Below are 14,944 nucleotides of genomic sequence, written 5' to 3' on the forward strand. Positions count from 1 at the left end.
AGCCTGCTACGACCACTTCGGTATCCACCATCGGCACGTCTGTGGCTCGCTTGAGGGGTTACATGAGTTGACAGCTCAGTAGTGACTTCGTTCCGCAGATAGTGCCCCGGCCGTAGCCAGGGCTTGGGTCAAACGATGACCTCTACGCATTCACCGAAAGGTGGTGCGGCGATGCGATCCAACGGCGTGACTGAAGCCCAGAGGGCTGGATAGGCAGGCGCCGCGGCAGGGAATGGACCGTACAGGTCGGTGAGGTAGACAAGGAAAGCGGGCTCGATGCCCTCCTGCTCCAGCCATACGAATGGCGGCTTAAAGCTGGTCCCCCCGCCGCCCTTCAACGGCCGGAGATCAACCACCTCGTCACGCTCGAAGATCTGGACCTGCGTGACCCGCGTATCGCAATCGATAACGATGAGCCGGGCCGGCTGCAGGTGTTGGTGCACCGCAATAATCTCCGCCGCAAACTGCCGCTGCGTCTCGTCAAACACCGAGCCGCTGGAGTCTCTGACGAACACCGCGTCTCCGACCGCTTCCGAGTACAACGACGGCAGGTAGAGACCCAGATGCGCATAGCGACGGTTGGGCACCTTCCAGCTGTAGTCTGACCTGGCCGCCTGGGCGGCGAAGCGGTGCAGCACCGCTCGCCAATCGACGGACGGACGTAGCGCGGCTTCCACCAGGTGCTCAAGGTCGCCAGGCAACGCGCCGCGCATCTTGGCCGCTTTCGCAGCCTGATTCACAGCTACGCGCCATTCGCCCTCTACCGCCGGCCGGTCGGCGCCCGTGTATTGCCGCACCTCGCCACATCCTGTCGACGGTGGTGCTGGCTGCTGGCCACTGGCTTGCGGTGACGGTTCAGTTCCCGAGCCGCTGCCAGCCTCGGCATCCGGCTGCTGCGACGATTCTTCCTGTCGCAGCATCGCGTAGATTTCCTCCGCCGACTTGCCCAGGTATCGCCCATCCAGCAAGACGCCCTGAGGCAGCTTGAACTGGGCGTTGAGCACCAGCGGGTTCACCGCGTAGTCACACGCGCGGTTCCACCGCTCCTGATCCCGCGCCCCCATGCGCCAACAATGGCCATTGGCCACGTGGAGCACTTCGTGCGCGAGGACGCCCCGCAGCTCGAGGTCATCCAGGGACGCGACATACGCTGGGTTGTAGCCCAGGCGCACGCCATCGACCCACAGGCTCTGGCAGGCAGGATCCTCAACGAGGGCCAGACGCAGGGCCAGCGCACCGAAGAACGGTTGCGATAGCACCAGCGCCGCGCGTTGCTTCACGATTCGCGCATGCATGGCAACCTCACGCAGCAAGCAATTGCAGCATGGGCATGTCGCTCTGCTCGCGCGTCATCGCCGGCGGCGGGCCACCCATGAATGCGGCCATCTGCGCTTCGATTTCCATCGCGCGCTCAGCCACATTCAGCCGCAGCAGCGGGTCATCCTTCAGCTGCGCTCCGGTGTAGCAGGCAAGCTGGTCCTGGGTCGTGGCGAGGAGGTCCGCGAGCACGGGGTCTTCGGAGAAGTTCAGCTTCGGCAGTAGCGTGCTCAGCTCGCGCACCTTGTCGGCCACGTCAAGCCGCACGTTGCCCTCCCCGTACAGGCGGTTGGCGAAGTGTTGCACGGCCTCATACAGACGGCCGACCAGGTCATTGTTGGCCGTTTTCACAGCTCCCATGACCCGCGCATCCATCTCATCGCGGATGCCTTGCAGCACGTCGGGAGGCAGATCGATGCCGAACTGGCTAGCATCGGGGAAAGGCAGCACGGAGAAGCGGATACCGAACTTCTTGCGCAGCTCTGCCTCGGTCGGATAATCCGCCTCGTCGAAGAGACCGTTGAGCGCGACGCGCGCTTCGTCCTTCAGACGAGGATAGTCGGCCAGAAACTGTGCCTTGGCGCCGTCAAACTCGTCCCGCAGGGCACGCAGCTTCTCCGCGACCTCCATATAGACAGTTGTCGGCAGCAGACGCACGCCCAGCTGATCGTAGTCCAGTGAGTGGCTATCGAACAGCGAGCGTGCACGATTGCCGATGGCGCAGACCTCCTTGTAGGACGTTGCACCGTCGGTCAGTAGCCGCTTGTTGAAGCGACCAATGTCCTTGGCCTCGTGCTTAGCCTCCACCTCCTGCGTGGCACGGGTGTCGAAACGACGCGCGCGCCAGAGCGAGATGTTGAGGGTCGAGAGCATGACGCGAGACGTCAGATTGGTAATGTTCATGATGAATCCTCACTGGGATGTGCCGCAAAGCGGCAGCGAAAAGAAAAGGCCGACTCGGGAAGACCCGAGCCGGCCGGCAGATGTGGTGCTGTTGCAGAAATGCGGCTTTACTGGCCGCGGATGTGAGCCCCGATCGGGCCGCCCTGCGCCACGATGAATGCAGGGGTACTGGCGATCGACGCATCGCGCTCCACGGCGTCCCGCACAAGGAGCACGGCAAACTCGCCGAGCCCCGCTTCGTGGAGCCGATTCGCATAGACCATCACGCGATCGAAGTTGTTGGCGTTGGCCAGGCGCGCGAGCGCCGTGGCAATGCCGTACTGCACCGCGATATCGGTCGGGATCGGTGCGGTAGCGGGCGCCGCGAGCACGCCATCCGGAGACGGCATCTCGCGGAAGAGGCGCTTGAACGAGACAAACTCCGTTGCAGCACCCTCCCCGACCGCGCCGGCGAAGGCCACGTGCTCGAGCTCGGCAGGGACCACCTTCGACAGCTTGCCGACCATTCCCCAGCTTCGGGGGCTGGGAAGGTTCTCGATTTCGCGAGTCCTGTTCTCAGACAGCAGCAAATCGGGCTTGAAGCGTAAGAACGCGATCAGCTCCGGCGGTTGGTTCGTTGCCACCGCCCAGCGCGTCCAGTCCTCGACCGAAGTCGTCAGTTCCACGATGGTCGCGAAGCGTGACTTCAGCGGATCCAGGATGTTTGAAACGCCGGCATTGTCGACGCGGCGATTGGTCGCTGCAACGAAGGTGACATACGGCGGCAAAGCATGCTCGCCGATCCGGCGGGCCAGCAGCAGTTGCATCTTGGCGGCCTGAACGGCAGGCGTGGCCTGGCCCAGGTCGTCGATAAACCAGACCAGCGGACGCCTGGCACCCAGCGCGCGCTCCAGATCCCCGAAGGGCAGGAAGCGTGCGTGGGCGCCGTCCGATGACGGGAAGGGCAAGCCCTTCGAATCGGTCGGATCTTCGACTACGGGGTGGGAGATAAGCAGGTCGTGTCCAGCATCCATAGCGGCCCCGGCGACAATATCGCTCTTGCCGATGCCGGGAGCGCCCGTGACGAGGACCGGCAACGTGGCCGGAATGCAGGCGGCGAGCAGCTTTTGCAGTTGGGGGGGATTCAGTTCCATGGGATTCCTTACGGAGATCCCACAGGCCCGTCCGCACAGGGAGCGGTCCCTGTGGGAAGGTTCAAGAGATGGGCCGGCATGCCGGCGGTGGGTCGATGCGTCAGAGACGCGGGTAAAACTGTGTTTGGACTGATTCGGTTCAGTGCGAACACAGCTTGCGGTTGAGAAAGACTAACCTGCGACGCGATGCTCGGCGCCGGCGAAAGCTCACACTTATGCTATGTGTTTCCAGGAAAATCCCCCGGCCCGTAGGCCAGGGGTAATAGTCAAGCTGCAAGGGCGACTGGCGCGTTGGTCTGCGCGATCACTGCCTTGGCATATGCCAGCGTGCCGTCCTTGGCGCGCAGGCGTCGCGACATGCTGCGGCGCGGATCGCGGATGCGATACTCGCGCGCCCTGCCGCGCGGCACGTCGACGATCTCCGAGAAGCCCTCGGCGATGCAAAAGTCCACGTACTCGCGGCCATTGAGCACCTTCCCGGTCTCAAGCCGCCAGCTGGACGCCTCAGCACGCCTGCGCGCATCCTCGAAGTCCTGCACCGCGAGCCGGTTGGCTTTCGCGGCTGCCGCCTGCTGCTCCCAGCGTTGTTGCTCCGTCGGTGAGAAGCCGCACATCTCAAAGATGCGCTGGCGACGAACCGACGCGGTGCATTGCAGTAGGTCCACTTCGAGCTCTTCGCGCAAGGCACGCTTGGAGTCGACGTTCCAGTCCTTCGGATTGTCGAAGATGTGCAGAAGCGTGGCCACGTCCCGCTGGAGGACCGCCAGTGCAACCTTGTTGGGCCAGTCGAAGCTGGTCGACACGCGAGCATGCACTGCCCGCGTAGCAATATCATCGAAATGCCGCTGGCTGATCTCCAACACTTCGCGCTGCGCTTTCGCCTTATCCATCTTCGCATGGAACTGCCGCTGCGAGATGAGGTGATGAATTCGCGAGGCGAGCGCAGAGACGGGCGCTGCGGCCTGCCCCTCTTCCGGGCGCGCCACAGGGGTGGGCCGCGGTGCTAGTACGCCAGCCTCGTACAAGGCGTCGTCCACGTGCACATCGGTGCCGTCGGCAGGGACGCGTCGAGCGATCGCCAGGAGCTTCGGCGCGTTTTGCGGCGAGATAGCGATCTTCTCGAGTCGCAGGAGACGGCAGAGCGCCCGCAGGTGATGGGCCGGCAGCGCGCCACGCAGTGCAGGCACAGCGATCAGCGGCTGCAGCCAGTCCAGGTCGGACTGCCCGAAGCGCGGATTGTCGCGGTACGTGTTCAGCACACAATCACGAATCTTTTCGCCTCGCAAGAGCGCGTACGCGACGTGCACTTCATGACGGGCGTTCGGGATCTGAGCTGGGTCGTACAACGGCCCGTTGGTGCCATAGCCAAAACGCCGGACAAATTCGGACTGCACGTATTGCGCAATGTCGAAGGGCCCCGACTCCTCGAAGAGATCCGCTGTCTGGAACAGCGGTCCGGCCGCGCCTGGTGACAGGTCGATGGCTTCCTCCGGAAAGTAGGCCAAGCGGCCCGCCGCCAGCACGGCACCCCAGGACGCGCGGCTCATTTCCTGCGGACGCAGGATCTTTCCGCACACACGCACGATGAAGCGATCCACCTCATCGATGACCCGCGCGATAATCGAACGGGCGCTTCCGGCAGGACGAACGCCGAGCTTGCCATGCGACAGGCGCACAACGGGGATGTTACTGCCCTCCACGTGGCGCACTGCGATCTCTTCGAAGCGCGGCTGGGCCGTCTCGCTTCGGTCGTCGTTAAGCAGATGCAGCACGCCGGCGAGCGTCGTGCGAGTTTCGGCTCGCTGGCCGAGGGTAATGACGTACATGATGTGCTCCAAGACGGAGCACGCCCCTTCGGGGACGTGCCCCGAAAGGGTTGGAATGGGATGTAGCGCTAAGCGAAGGCGGCCATGCTCGGGGTCGGACGGGACCGGCTGCCGACGATGCGGGCAGCCCCCAGCTGCGACAGCAGCGCGGGACACGTAATGCGCCAGATGGCGCCGCCCTGGCCACAGCCTTCGATACCGCGGCCTGTGTCCGCGAACCTGCCGGTGGCAAGCAACGCCGCTTTCAAGTCCGCGGGGAGGTTCCAGTCGGCCGCCACGCAGAATTCGCCGGCGAGCAATGGCGCCTCCGGCAAGTTCACGCTGAGCGAGGCATAGGGCATGCCATCGTCAGCGCAGACCAGTCGCAGTGCCGGGCGCAGGTTCGAGTCATAAAGGCCGACGCGCAACAGCACGCCGGCAGGATAGCTGGCCGAGCCAGCGCCATAGACGATGTCGTCCATTGGGGGATACTCCTTTGGGAGGGAGCCGCCCCATCGGGACGACGCCCGTGTGGGTCTGGAAATGAAATCGCACCCCTTGTATGGAGTGCGTTCATGCGGTGAGCCGATTGGATCGGCGTTTTCGGCCTTGCGACGCGCAGATGGCTGGGCGTGGACGAAACGGCGCTTAGTCCTTGTGTACACGACGACCGTTTCGGTCTGCCCAGAGCAGGAAGACCGAGATGGCACCGCCGAGAATCAATACAAAAAGGCCGAGAGTCATAACTCAATCTCCTTTGGAAAGAACTGCGCCTACGAGAAATAGTACAGCGCCAACGCCGACGAGGCTAAGAACGTCGGTTAGGGCGACCAGCATCCATACATTGCTATACCCTACGTAAACGCTGGCGCCGATGAGCGCAGCGGCTGACAGCGTGTGTGCAAAGCGGCCAGACTGCTGCCGCTGATCCTTGGTTGGCGCCGTAACAGCCTTCCAAGCTTGCTCCAGTAGCCTTTGCCGATGCCGACGCGAGCGGTCAAGCTGGTAGACACCATCTTCAACCGGCTGCAGCGGATAGCGATACCCGTCCTCATGTGCGACGAGGGCATGCCCATCACATGCAGCCCTGGCTCGCTGTACATGCTCAAGCAATTGTGAGGGTAGCGTCACGAGCTCAGACATCGGCTCGAACTGCGCCTGACCGTTTATCTCCTCGCCTGCCGTCGATGTGAATGTGACCTTAATAGGAGTCGTCATGATGATCCCTCAGCTGCGCCGACCGGCAACCACGCGAAGCGTGGTCAGCAGATTGGTATAGCCATCATCGGTGGAGAGCGAAGGCAAGTGGATGGCGTTGTTGCGGCCACCGCTGAGGTCATTGCGACCGCGGCACGTCCGGTAGGACATACGAATGCCTTCGGCGCCTGGCGGATGCTGGATCTCGAGCAGCAACGATTCCGTCTGAAGCGCGAACACGGCCACCGCGCGCCGGCGTTGCCGATGCTCGCGGATCGTGTAATCGCGTGGGCGCAAGGACATGTCACCGGCAAAGCGGCGCAGCATGCGGCATGCGTCGCGACGCAGCGCCTGGCATGCTGCCGGATTGCCGGGAGCGTGGGGACGAAGAAAAGACTTGGGAAGCTTCATGGATATCCTCGAATCAGATGGGGACATCCCCTCCCTTGTCGGGACGAGTGTCCCGCAATGGGTTGGTCCGGAGTTGCCGGACAGTGGGTCGATGCGTCGATAACGCGGGTGAAAGCGACTTGCCGAACCCCGAGGGGTTGGGCAAGCCCTCTCGGGCTTGCGAATGGATAGGCCCGGATATCAGGCAATATCGAACATCTTGGTGATCGCCCTGACGGTGGCCCAAGCTTGGCGCTCGGACAGCGTCTTGCCGACCAACAGTTTCTGGGCAGTGGTGACCAGGTTGGACGCATCGCCGGTATAACCGACGCGGTCAACGAAGACCGCCCACCCTTCCGACCAGCCGCGATGCACGGAGACGGCAAGCCGTTCACGCGCACCGAACTGGGGCCACTGACGGGACGACTTCGGACCGTACAAGGCTTCGTTGTCGTCATCCATGAAGTTGGCAGCATTGAGCCATTCCGGCTCGAGCCCAGCACTGCACAGTTGACGACGGATGGCATCCGCGACTTCAAAGATGTATTTCCCTTTCGTTTCGGTGGGGATGATGGTGATAGGAGAGGCTTGTGCAACGTCGAACATGGTGAACTCCAGTTCGCGACAAAGCCCCCCGTGCGGGAGGCCCGCGAGGCAAGGGTGAAACAGATAAGGCTACGACTGGAGCCCGTTAGCGAGTCAGGCGAAGACCGCCGGCACCCGAGACAAGGTACAGCTGCTCGCCGGTGACGAACTGCTGATCGGCATCCTGGGTGACAACGATCTGCCGGCCGTTGTCCGTGCGGACAATGACCTCAACGCCATTGCGGCGGCTCAGATGGTTGGCTGCCGTCTGCACGATCACCGCGGAGACGCTGCCCGACAAGGCGCCAGCCAGATAACGACCGTTGCCGTTGCCAATGACGCGAGCGCCAAGGACCGCGCCGACAACGGCACCAAGAACGCCAGGCACGCCGGTGTTTGCGGACATCAATCCGTCGCTGTCGACAATCGTGACGGGACGGACCCGGAGGACGGTGACGGTTTCGGCACTACCACGGCGCAGCGCTTCGGAACCCCGATAGGTGTTCGGCGAAGTCGGCTGTGCAGCGCAGCCGGTGAAAATGGCGCAGCAAAGGAAAAGCAGGAAGAATCGCTTGAACATGATGGCCTCAAGAAAAATCGGCCAACATGCCCACGGGCAGGAAGGCCCGTAGGGGAGAGAAGAGATGTCCGGCTATACAACCGGAAGGGGTCGATGCGTCTGAGACGCGGTAGGTGCCGCAATGGTAGCAGGGTCGGCGCCGAATGTGGAGAGGTCCGGCTACGCCACACCGCCGAGCTCGCGAGCGAGACCATGCAGAACGGTTTCTGCAAACATCTCGCGCGAAAGCCTCGATGGCTCGCCGCCGTCTTCTGCTGCGACAAGCGACAACAAAGCGTCTACGACGTTGAGCCACGGTCCACTGCGCACGCGCACAGCATCGCCATCCGAAACGGGTGTTGCATGCTGCGCGCGCGACGCTGTCGCCTCGAAACCTGATAGATCGAACTTGGACCGCCCGTCTCTGCGCTCTTCACAGAAACACGCCAGAAGAAATTCGGCGTGGTGCTCCACCGACTGGCCATTCGCCCATGCGAGTTCCTGGATCCACGCCCGCACACTTGGTCGCAGGTGAAGTTGCAGGTAGCTACCCGCAAGCCAGTTCTGCACGTTCGGATCGTCCGCGTAGTCCGCGAACTGCCAACACCAGCTATCGCCGATTGCGTAGAGGTGCTGTTCCTTGCCGTCCACCACGGCGATCGAGGGACGAAACCATTCAACTTGCTGATTTTCGTCGAAGAGGAACGCCTGCCGGCGCTCCACGTAGACAAGGTTCGGCATGACCGCACACAGTCCGTCGCCGTCTTCGCGTGTGAACATAGGGACCGGAAAGCCGTTCCACATCGTGCCATTCCAGCAGGCGCCGACCGCGGTGTTGTCTGGCAGCCAGCTCCCGGTCACGAAGATGCGACGATAAGCGCGCAGCGTGTTTGAAGAATTGCTCATGAAGTGCTCCAAGGTAAGAGATGGAGCACGCCCGCAGGGCTAGTGCCCCAACGGGTTGATGAAGGTGGTTCGCGCCAGCGGCGCGAGTGTTACGTTCAAACGGGCCCCAGGTTAATGCAACCGGAACTCGCCGATGAAAGAAGCCATTCCCAAGGAAAGCGGGGATGGCGGGCTCAAACGGCTTGGCGCGGGGCGGGTTTCGCACGCCGCTTCGGCTCGGGGAGGTGATACCCGAATCGTTCCCAAGCCTGGGGATCCACTGGCAGCGGATTCGTGCGACCCACCGCCAGATTCACAAACGCGCCGCAGTACTGCAAGGTACCCGTGCGAAACAGCGTCCACAGCAGGTTGTACGCTTGCACCGCCATCGCCTGATTGATGACCAGCGACTGCTTGCTAAGTGCTTCGGCCATGGAGCACGACGGAGCCGTGTCCTTCTTGTCCCCCTTCGGGTCCAACAGCTCCGGAAAGAGATCGCCCACGTGAGGCAGGCGCTCAGCGGCCTTGCCGCGAACCTGGCCGAGGATGACCTGGCCACTGTCCGACTCGTTGCCGCAGTCAAGATAGTAGCCACCGATCCCCCGGCTCATCGCGCCCAGGATGGCCTTGCGAGCCTTCCGTGTGTCGACGCAGCCGACCACCATGTCGCAGGTAAAGCGATCCCGGCTACCAACGCGACAGACGCGCGCTTCCCAGCGCGTTCCCATCAGATTGTTGAGCCGGTTGACCAGCAAAGTCGCCTTGGGCTGACCGACGTCCACGGGATAGAAGCCCTGACGGCCGACATTGGTCTCGCTGACCGTATCATCATCGTAGACCGTGCACTCGATGCCACCGGGGTGGCCCAGTTCGAGCATGGCGTGATGCAGCCGCGCCAGATTGGGTAGCAAGGCGCTGCCGGTACCGCCAGCACCGACGACGACGACATTCCAGGCGCGCCGGGTCATGATCTCCGGAATACGATGCTCGATCATGCCAATACCTCCAAGGACGCCGCCGCATACCACTCTGCCGGCACCGTCTCGATGACCTCGAAGATTCCCTTGGCACAAAGCCGGAGGGCCAAAGAAGGCACAGCCGCGGCGCAGTTGCCCAACACAAACGCAAACTTCACGTCGTGCCGGTCGTCTTCATCGTCCGTGGGCGAGAAGAATGCAGGTGATCGGCCATGGGAATGGCAGTCCACCACCAGCACGTCACCGTCTGCCAACACTGGCCGGTCATACTTCAGGTGACCCGCACTGTGCTCGAGGATCTGCACCGGAACCAGCCTGAAGGCAGGGTCCTTGGTATTCCACACCACCCACGCACCCGTTTCCTTGGGATACGCGGCGCGCGCCAATTCGGCAAACTCGCCGATCAATCGTGCGGGAATGCGGCCGCACAGTAGATCCGTCTCTTCGCTCGCGTTGCCATACGGGATAGCCGTGCGATGCTGAAAACCGCCAAGCCGGCGAACGACCCTTAGCCAAGGGCGCGTGATCTCGAGGAACACGCCGTTGGCTGCGATGAGCAGCCGTTCCCCCGCCCGGGTCATGGGTTCGAGCCTGGAAAGGCGCGGAACCATGATGGACGGGAAGGATTGTTGCAGGGTCACATCGGCAGGATGCATGATCAATTGTCCAATTTGCCGGCGATCAGATCGGCCAGCGTATGTTTCATGGGGATGAAAACCTGCCTCGGGTAGTCCGGGAACTTCCCATCAAGCATGTCCTTCCAGAAGGCGTAGGCGCCGCGCTTGTACTTCACGCGCTGGCCGCCGTGGTTGGGATGGGTAAATGCCGAGTTGAAGAACCCGGATTCCCAGCCTGCAATGGAGGTGACGTCGATCTGCCTTGGCACATGTGCGCTCCCAATGCAGATCTTCCCGTTGTCCCACGTGTTGAAGTAAGGCGGCTCGTAAAGCACCGTTGCCGGCACCGGCCGCTCCTGCCCGGGCAGTGCGAAGACACGGAACCCCGTGTGCGACGCCTGGAAGACGAGGGCCGGATGCGGCACCACGGCGCTGCACTCGCCAAGCTCCATGCAGTTGAAAAAGACGCGCCGACGGTCTGCCGGACACCACCACGTCACCGCGGCGGGGCTGATCGACAGCACATTGGGCGTCAGGAATTCGCCCTTTGGCAACGAGGCCTCGGCGACCTGGCGCACCGCTTGAATCAGCGCCAGCCGATTGAGCGGCGTGCCGGCCCCGATCACGGGGCGGCCGCTGTTTCCGTCCGGCTCGATTCGATGCGCGGTGGCATACGAAAAGTCTCCGACAGCGCGGCCATAAAGCAAAATGGCCCCTTGCAGGGCCACATCATGCGACCGCGAAGCGGTCAGGATCTCGGCCATGGGGCCCTCCTATGAAGAAATGAGTGTGAGCACGCGGTCAAGCGCGCCGATGATTTGCAGCATGTCTGCCAGATCGCGGAACTGCTGGCGAATCGCGGCGGCATCGTCTGCAAGAGGAATGAAACACTGGAACATCGTGGCGTCGCCAGCGTTGTTCAGGCATTCATAGTGGTCGTCCAGGATCTCCGACACATAGTCACTGGGACGATAGGCGATGGTCGCGGCCGAATAGGCCGGCTCTGCCCATTGGGCGCCGGCGATGGCCGACTGCTCCCCCGCCCTCGCCAGCAGCAGCCGAAGGTCGGCGAGCGCCGTACAAAACTCGCCCAGCCACCCACTATGCATGCGCGCCAGAGCGCGCAAGTTGCGCGGACCCAGCTCACGCAGATGCGCGGAAGCTGCGTCGACTTGCGCATACCTTGGCAGGGTGTCGTCCGGTGCAAGCTCGGCGCGCACCACCGACGGCAGATAGCGCTCGATGTCGGCATCCTCGCCACCGAAGTTCTCCTTGAGGAACTCCCGGGCGTTCTCGTCGTCGGCCAGGGTCGCGTCGTAATCCCAGTGCCAGCGGGCGAACTGGTCCAGCAGCATGTCAGGCGTACGAACGAACAGCGACTTGCCGCACGCGGCATTGATCAGGTTCATTGCCGTGAAGAGCAACGACGGGTGTGCCGCACGCATGGCGTGCGCCCGCGCTTCCCCGATCGCATACACCTCCTCGCCGGGCAGTTCGATGGCCAGGTAGAGCGGCGCTTCCAGCCCGTCTTCCCAGCCGAACTGCATGACCTGGTCCATGGCGGCGCCGCGATCGAATAATTTCGCGCCGAACTGCAATCGCTGACACGCTGGGATTCGTTTTCCCAGCCATGCGAACATGGCCTGCGCGAAAGCATCCCCCGCACTGGTCGGGTTCAACACATCACTGGCCCGAAGGATGCCGGCCGCAAATTGCGCCAGCACCAGATCTGTAACCTCTAACTCATCGCCATAGGTGAGGCGCGCAGTGGCTGGAACAGAGCCTGGAAGCTTCGGCAGTGTCAGAAAATCATGGGCAGGTCGACGTCCGGCAGTGGAATGCTGTCGGTGTGGCGTCCATGCGGGTTGCTGTCCCGGATGGATGTCAGGAACAAACGAGCGAGGATCGAACAACATTGTTGGGTCTCCTCAGAATGTATAAAAACCGCCCTTTCGGGCGGCTCCTTGTTGATGGAGGCAAACTGACCCGTAGACAGTGCCTTCATGAGGTCAGATTTGCGCATGAGCGCCCTTTGCGCCGGCAGCGCGGACGAACGTGTAGCGCGCGACTTCCCCCTTGTGCTCCGGGCCATCCACTGCGGCAGTGGTCAGCTCGGGGTACTGGGCGGAATAGACGTCGCGCACCTGCTGGGGCGTGAACTGCGGACCGGGGTCCATCAGCGTCATGCCGTTATAGGAGAACTCGCGCGTGAGCTTCTTAACCTCGAGTGCCATGCCAGTCTCCTTTACAGCAGCGATGCGAGGTCGGTGCCGGCCGTCTTGGCCGCGCCGTCGTTCGCCGTTGCCTGCGCGCCAACACTGCCTTCCGGCTTGTCGTTGTCATCGTCCTCCTCGGACGTTTCGGATGCCGTCGGCGCCGCCGCCGTGGTCAGGGCCTTCGTGGCTTTGGTCGACTGCGAGGTCTTGGCCGCCTCCAGGATGGACCTGGTGGCCTCGACCTGCTCAGCCAGCGACTGACGCGCAGCGCTGACTCCTGCAATCGCGGCGGCGAAACCTTCATCAAGCTCCGCCGGTGTCGCCGACAGCGCCAAGGGGGTGCTCAGCGCAGCATCCGCAGCGTCCTTGACAACGGGCACGACAACGACAGACATAGTGTCGCCTTGCGTAGTGAGCGTGACGACGACCTTTTCGCTCGCGCGAACGAGCGCAGCCAATTCAGTGAACATAGTGAATCCTTGGGAAATGAATGAGGCGGAGGACGCCCTGGCGCCTCCGATTGGAAAGAAGCTTAGTAGCCGAGGACCTTGGGGACCTTGCCGGTGTAGTCGAAGCCGTCGACGGACAGAAGTCCAGCAACAACTTCAGCCTTTGATTTGCCGAACAGCTTGGCAAAGCCATCTCCCAGCACCTTGCGGATGCCAAGTTCGTCAGCCAGGACCTTCATCTCGGACTTGGTCAGCATCTCCAGGAAGTCCTGCGATTTCTGCAGGTTCCAGTGATCGCGCAGGTCGAGCTTGTGGTACCGGCACAGTTCCCGGAGGTTGTTCACCTCCATGCCGTCGATTGCCGCCACCGTCATGCCGATCGTCAGCTGCTGGCGACGGCCCGCGTCCATGGCATGGACGGCCGTGAGACAACCTTGCAGGGTCGAGGACGACTTCTGCTCGGTGAGCTTCTCGAAGAACTTGCCCATCACGTCGCCGCCAATGTTGCGCGACAGACCGTTCAGGGCGACGGCCAGCAGGTAGGCATTGGCCTGTTCAGCGTTCTGCGCAACTTCCTTGCGCAGCGCCTTGCGCCAGAGCTCGGTGCGGTACTGCTTCACCCTCTCCGACTCGCTGATCACCGTGGCCGGCTTCTCGGCAGCCGCGGACGACTTGTCGCCCTTCGTTGCCGCAGCCGTCTTGCCGGCGGTCTGCTTGACAGCAGGCGCCTTGGCCGCATCACGCTCCGCCTTGATTCGGGCCGCTACCTTCTTCTGATTGCATGCCGTGTCGAAGCACTGGCCGCTATAGACCTTGCCCATGGAATCCGGCAGACCGCTGACCGCGGCACCGAAGTTCTGGCAGGCATGGCAAGCTTTGGCCTGTTCCTCACCGACCCCGGTTGGTCCATCCACCTTCAGCTGAATGCGGGTATGGTTGTCGCCGGACCGGATGATGCGCACGATCGGATACTCTTCCTTGAGCCCGTAGACGATGCCCTCGAGCTTACGGTCGGTCTTCTCGGCGTAGCAGGCTTTGTTGGTGCAGTTGCCGGTAGCGATCGCCTCGCCAAACATCTCCGTTTGCAACGAGGAGTTGTGCGGGCACGTGGCGCAGTCGGTCTTGTCGAAGATCGCCACTTCCAGGCTGCACGCAGCCGCCTCGATCGTTTTCTTCAACTCCGACACCGCCTTCTTCTCGCTGAGGATGACCGGCAGGAGCTTGTCCTGCTTGTCCTTGGCGAGTGTGGCGAGCAACTCGGCGTGACCGAGTTGAATCTTGCGCTCATTCAGTGCCGCCTGAACATCCGGGCTGCAATTCATGAGAGCAAGGCGCTTATCCAGCGTCGCGCGGGACCAGCCCAGGAGCCTGGCGGCTTCCTCGCGATCCCCTTTGCAATGGCCGACGATCTTCGAGGCGGCAACGGCCTCTTCAGACGGCGACATGTTCGCGCGCTGGGCGTTCTCGATGAGCGCCGCTCGGTCGGCCTCGTCGTCGGTCATTACTTTGACGAGGGCGGGAATCACCCAGTCGATGCCGTGGGCCTCCACGGCACCGCGGTAGCGACGCTCGCCTGCGATGAGCTCGAACTCGAACTCGTCGTCTTCGATGGGGCGAAGCAGGATGGGCTGGTAGACACCGGAAGTCCGGATGGACTCGGTGAGTTCAGCCATTTCGACCGGATCGAAGTACATGCGCGGATTACGGCCAGTACGGATCTTGCGAAGGGCAACAGCAGATGGAAATTGCATTGTGGATTCTCCGGAGAGCAATGGGGAACCCGTTGCCGCACCGGGAACGGGTTCCCGGTGGGATGGAATGGATGGACTGGCCCGGCTAAGCGGGCGGCCACCGTACTGCAGAAGCTGGCACCTTGCGGTGCGGGGTCGATGCGTCTGGGACGCGGAAAGT

17 protein-coding genes are annotated in these 14,944 nt (G+C 62.7%); all 17 read right to left on the reverse strand.

Going from position 1 to position 14,944, the window contains the following annotated elements; all coding sequences use genetic code 11:
* Positions 1-128: 128 nt before the first annotated feature.
* The 17 genes from E5S69_RS08465 to E5S69_RS08545 all read right to left on the reverse strand — a co-directional run bounded on the left by E5S69_RS08465 (position 129) and on the right by E5S69_RS08545 (position 14,784).
* On the reverse strand, positions 129-1,295 hold the full coding sequence (locus E5S69_RS08465; RefSeq protein ID WP_058698250.1) for a DUF2201 family putative metallopeptidase: 1,167 nt from the start codon (positions 1,293-1,295) through the stop codon (positions 129-131).
* 7 nt (positions 1,296-1,302) lie between these two features.
* Positions 1,303-2,220 carry a DUF3150 domain-containing protein gene (locus tag E5S69_RS08470; RefSeq protein WP_058698146.1) on the reverse strand — a complete coding sequence of 306 codons (918 nt, stop codon included), beginning with the start codon at positions 2,218-2,220 and terminating at the stop codon, positions 1,303-1,305.
* A 107-nt stretch (positions 2,221-2,327) separates the two neighbouring features.
* The gene (locus tag E5S69_RS08475) at positions 2,328-3,353 is read right to left on the reverse strand and encodes an ATP-binding protein (RefSeq protein ID WP_058698147.1); all 1,026 of its coding nucleotides are present in this window, start codon (positions 3,351-3,353) and stop codon (positions 2,328-2,330) included.
* Positions 3,354-3,619: 266 nt separating this feature from the next.
* On the reverse strand, positions 3,620-5,179 hold the full coding sequence (locus tag E5S69_RS08480; RefSeq protein WP_058698148.1) for a hypothetical protein: 1,560 nt from the start codon (positions 5,177-5,179) through the stop codon (positions 3,620-3,622).
* Positions 5,180-5,247: 68 nt separating this feature from the next.
* Positions 5,248-5,640, reverse strand: a complete 393-nt coding sequence (locus tag E5S69_RS08485) for a hypothetical protein (protein WP_058698149.1) — start codon at positions 5,638-5,640, stop codon at positions 5,248-5,250.
* Positions 5,641-5,905: 265 nt separating this feature from the next.
* A complete protein-coding gene (locus E5S69_RS08490; RefSeq protein WP_081050302.1) occupies positions 5,906-6,376 on the reverse strand; it encodes a hypothetical protein in 471 nt (156 codons plus the stop codon).
* Between the two features lie 9 nt (positions 6,377-6,385).
* On the reverse strand, positions 6,386-6,766 hold the full coding sequence (locus E5S69_RS08495) for a hypothetical protein (RefSeq protein WP_058698150.1): 381 nt from the start codon (positions 6,764-6,766) through the stop codon (positions 6,386-6,388).
* A 180-nt stretch (positions 6,767-6,946) separates the two neighbouring features.
* Positions 6,947-7,351 carry a hypothetical protein gene (locus tag E5S69_RS08500; RefSeq protein ID WP_058698151.1) on the reverse strand — a complete coding sequence of 135 codons (405 nt, stop codon included), beginning with the start codon at positions 7,349-7,351 and terminating at the stop codon, positions 6,947-6,949.
* An 85-nt stretch (positions 7,352-7,436) separates the two neighbouring features.
* The gene (locus E5S69_RS08505; protein ID WP_070940837.1) at positions 7,437-7,910 is read right to left on the reverse strand and encodes a glycine zipper 2TM domain-containing protein; all 474 of its coding nucleotides are present in this window, start codon (positions 7,908-7,910) and stop codon (positions 7,437-7,439) included.
* Positions 7,911-8,069: 159 nt separating this feature from the next.
* On the reverse strand, positions 8,070-8,795 hold the full coding sequence (locus E5S69_RS08510; protein WP_116318648.1) for a hypothetical protein: 726 nt from the start codon (positions 8,793-8,795) through the stop codon (positions 8,070-8,072).
* Between the two features lie 173 nt (positions 8,796-8,968).
* Positions 8,969-9,769 (reverse strand): PRTRC system ThiF family protein, encoded by an 801-nt coding sequence (locus tag E5S69_RS08515; RefSeq protein ID WP_058698153.1) that lies wholly within the window; start codon positions 9,767-9,769, stop codon positions 8,969-8,971.
* Complete coding sequence (locus E5S69_RS08520; RefSeq protein ID WP_058698154.1) at positions 9,766-10,407, reverse strand: PRTRC system protein A; 642 nt, start codon at positions 10,405-10,407, stop codon at positions 9,766-9,768. The genes E5S69_RS08515 and E5S69_RS08520 overlap by 4 nt, the downstream gene beginning before the upstream one ends.
* A gap of 2 nt (positions 10,408-10,409) precedes the next feature.
* The gene (locus E5S69_RS08525; protein WP_058698155.1) at positions 10,410-11,132 is read right to left on the reverse strand and encodes a PRTRC system protein B; all 723 of its coding nucleotides are present in this window, start codon (positions 11,130-11,132) and stop codon (positions 10,410-10,412) included.
* Positions 11,133-11,141: 9 nt separating this feature from the next.
* Positions 11,142-12,284: a PRTRC system protein F gene (locus E5S69_RS08530; protein WP_081050303.1), complete on the reverse strand. Its 1,143-nt coding sequence runs from the start codon at positions 12,282-12,284 to the stop codon at positions 11,142-11,144.
* Between the two features lie 93 nt (positions 12,285-12,377).
* Positions 12,378-12,602, reverse strand: a complete 225-nt coding sequence (locus E5S69_RS08535; protein WP_058698157.1) for a PRTRC system protein C — start codon at positions 12,600-12,602, stop codon at positions 12,378-12,380.
* A gap of 11 nt (positions 12,603-12,613) precedes the next feature.
* Positions 12,614-13,054 carry a PRTRC system protein E gene (locus tag E5S69_RS08540; protein ID WP_058698158.1) on the reverse strand — a complete coding sequence of 147 codons (441 nt, stop codon included), beginning with the start codon at positions 13,052-13,054 and terminating at the stop codon, positions 12,614-12,616.
* Positions 13,055-13,116: 62 nt separating this feature from the next.
* Positions 13,117-14,784, reverse strand: a complete 1,668-nt coding sequence (locus E5S69_RS08545) for a PRTRC system ParB family protein (protein WP_058698159.1) — start codon at positions 14,782-14,784, stop codon at positions 13,117-13,119.
* Positions 14,785-14,944 lie beyond the last annotated feature (160 nt).

The sequence above is a fragment of the Cupriavidus necator genome (assembly GCF_013141915.1).
GTDB lineage: Bacteria > Pseudomonadota > Gammaproteobacteria > Burkholderiales > Burkholderiaceae > Cupriavidus > Cupriavidus necator_B.

Coding starts and splice junctions, on each gene's coding strand:
- E5S69_RS08465 (WP_058698250.1), bottom strand. CDS start 1,295: ATGCATGCGCGAATCGTGAAGCAACGCGCGGCGCTGGTGCTATCGCAA.
- E5S69_RS08470 (WP_058698146.1), bottom strand. CDS start 2,220: ATGAACATTACCAATCTGACGTCTCGCGTCATGCTCTCGACCCTCAAC.
- E5S69_RS08475 (WP_058698147.1), bottom strand. CDS start 3,353: ATGGAACTGAATCCCCCCCAACTGCAAAAGCTGCTCGCCGCCTGCATT.
- E5S69_RS08480 (WP_058698148.1), bottom strand. CDS start 5,179: ATGTACGTCATTACCCTCGGCCAGCGAGCCGAAACTCGCACGACGCTC.
- E5S69_RS08485 (WP_058698149.1), bottom strand. CDS start 5,640: ATGGACGACATCGTCTATGGCGCTGGCTCGGCCAGCTATCCTGCCGGC.
- E5S69_RS08490 (WP_081050302.1), bottom strand. CDS start 6,376: ATGACGACTCCTATTAAGGTCACATTCACATCGACGGCAGGCGAGGAG.
- E5S69_RS08495 (WP_058698150.1), bottom strand. CDS start 6,766: ATGAAGCTTCCCAAGTCTTTTCTTCGTCCCCACGCTCCCGGCAATCCG.
- E5S69_RS08500 (WP_058698151.1), bottom strand. CDS start 7,351: ATGTTCGACGTTGCACAAGCCTCTCCTATCACCATCATCCCCACCGAA.
- E5S69_RS08505 (WP_070940837.1), bottom strand. CDS start 7,910: ATGTTCAAGCGATTCTTCCTGCTTTTCCTTTGCTGCGCCATTTTCACC.
- E5S69_RS08510 (WP_116318648.1), bottom strand. CDS start 8,795: ATGAGCAATTCTTCAAACACGCTGCGCGCTTATCGTCGCATCTTCGTG.
- E5S69_RS08515 (WP_058698153.1), bottom strand. CDS start 9,769: ATGATCGAGCATCGTATTCCGGAGATCATGACCCGGCGCGCCTGGAAT.
- E5S69_RS08520 (WP_058698154.1), bottom strand. CDS start 10,407: ATGCATCCTGCCGATGTGACCCTGCAACAATCCTTCCCGTCCATCATG.
- E5S69_RS08525 (WP_058698155.1), bottom strand. CDS start 11,132: ATGGCCGAGATCCTGACCGCTTCGCGGTCGCATGATGTGGCCCTGCAA.
- E5S69_RS08530 (WP_081050303.1), bottom strand. CDS start 12,284: ATGTTGTTCGATCCTCGCTCGTTTGTTCCTGACATCCATCCGGGACAG.
- E5S69_RS08535 (WP_058698157.1), bottom strand. CDS start 12,602: ATGGCACTCGAGGTTAAGAAGCTCACGCGCGAGTTCTCCTATAACGGC.
- E5S69_RS08540 (WP_058698158.1), bottom strand. CDS start 13,054: ATGTTCACTGAATTGGCTGCGCTCGTTCGCGCGAGCGAAAAGGTCGTC.
- E5S69_RS08545 (WP_058698159.1), bottom strand. CDS start 14,784: ATGCAATTTCCATCTGCTGTTGCCCTTCGCAAGATCCGTACTGGCCGT.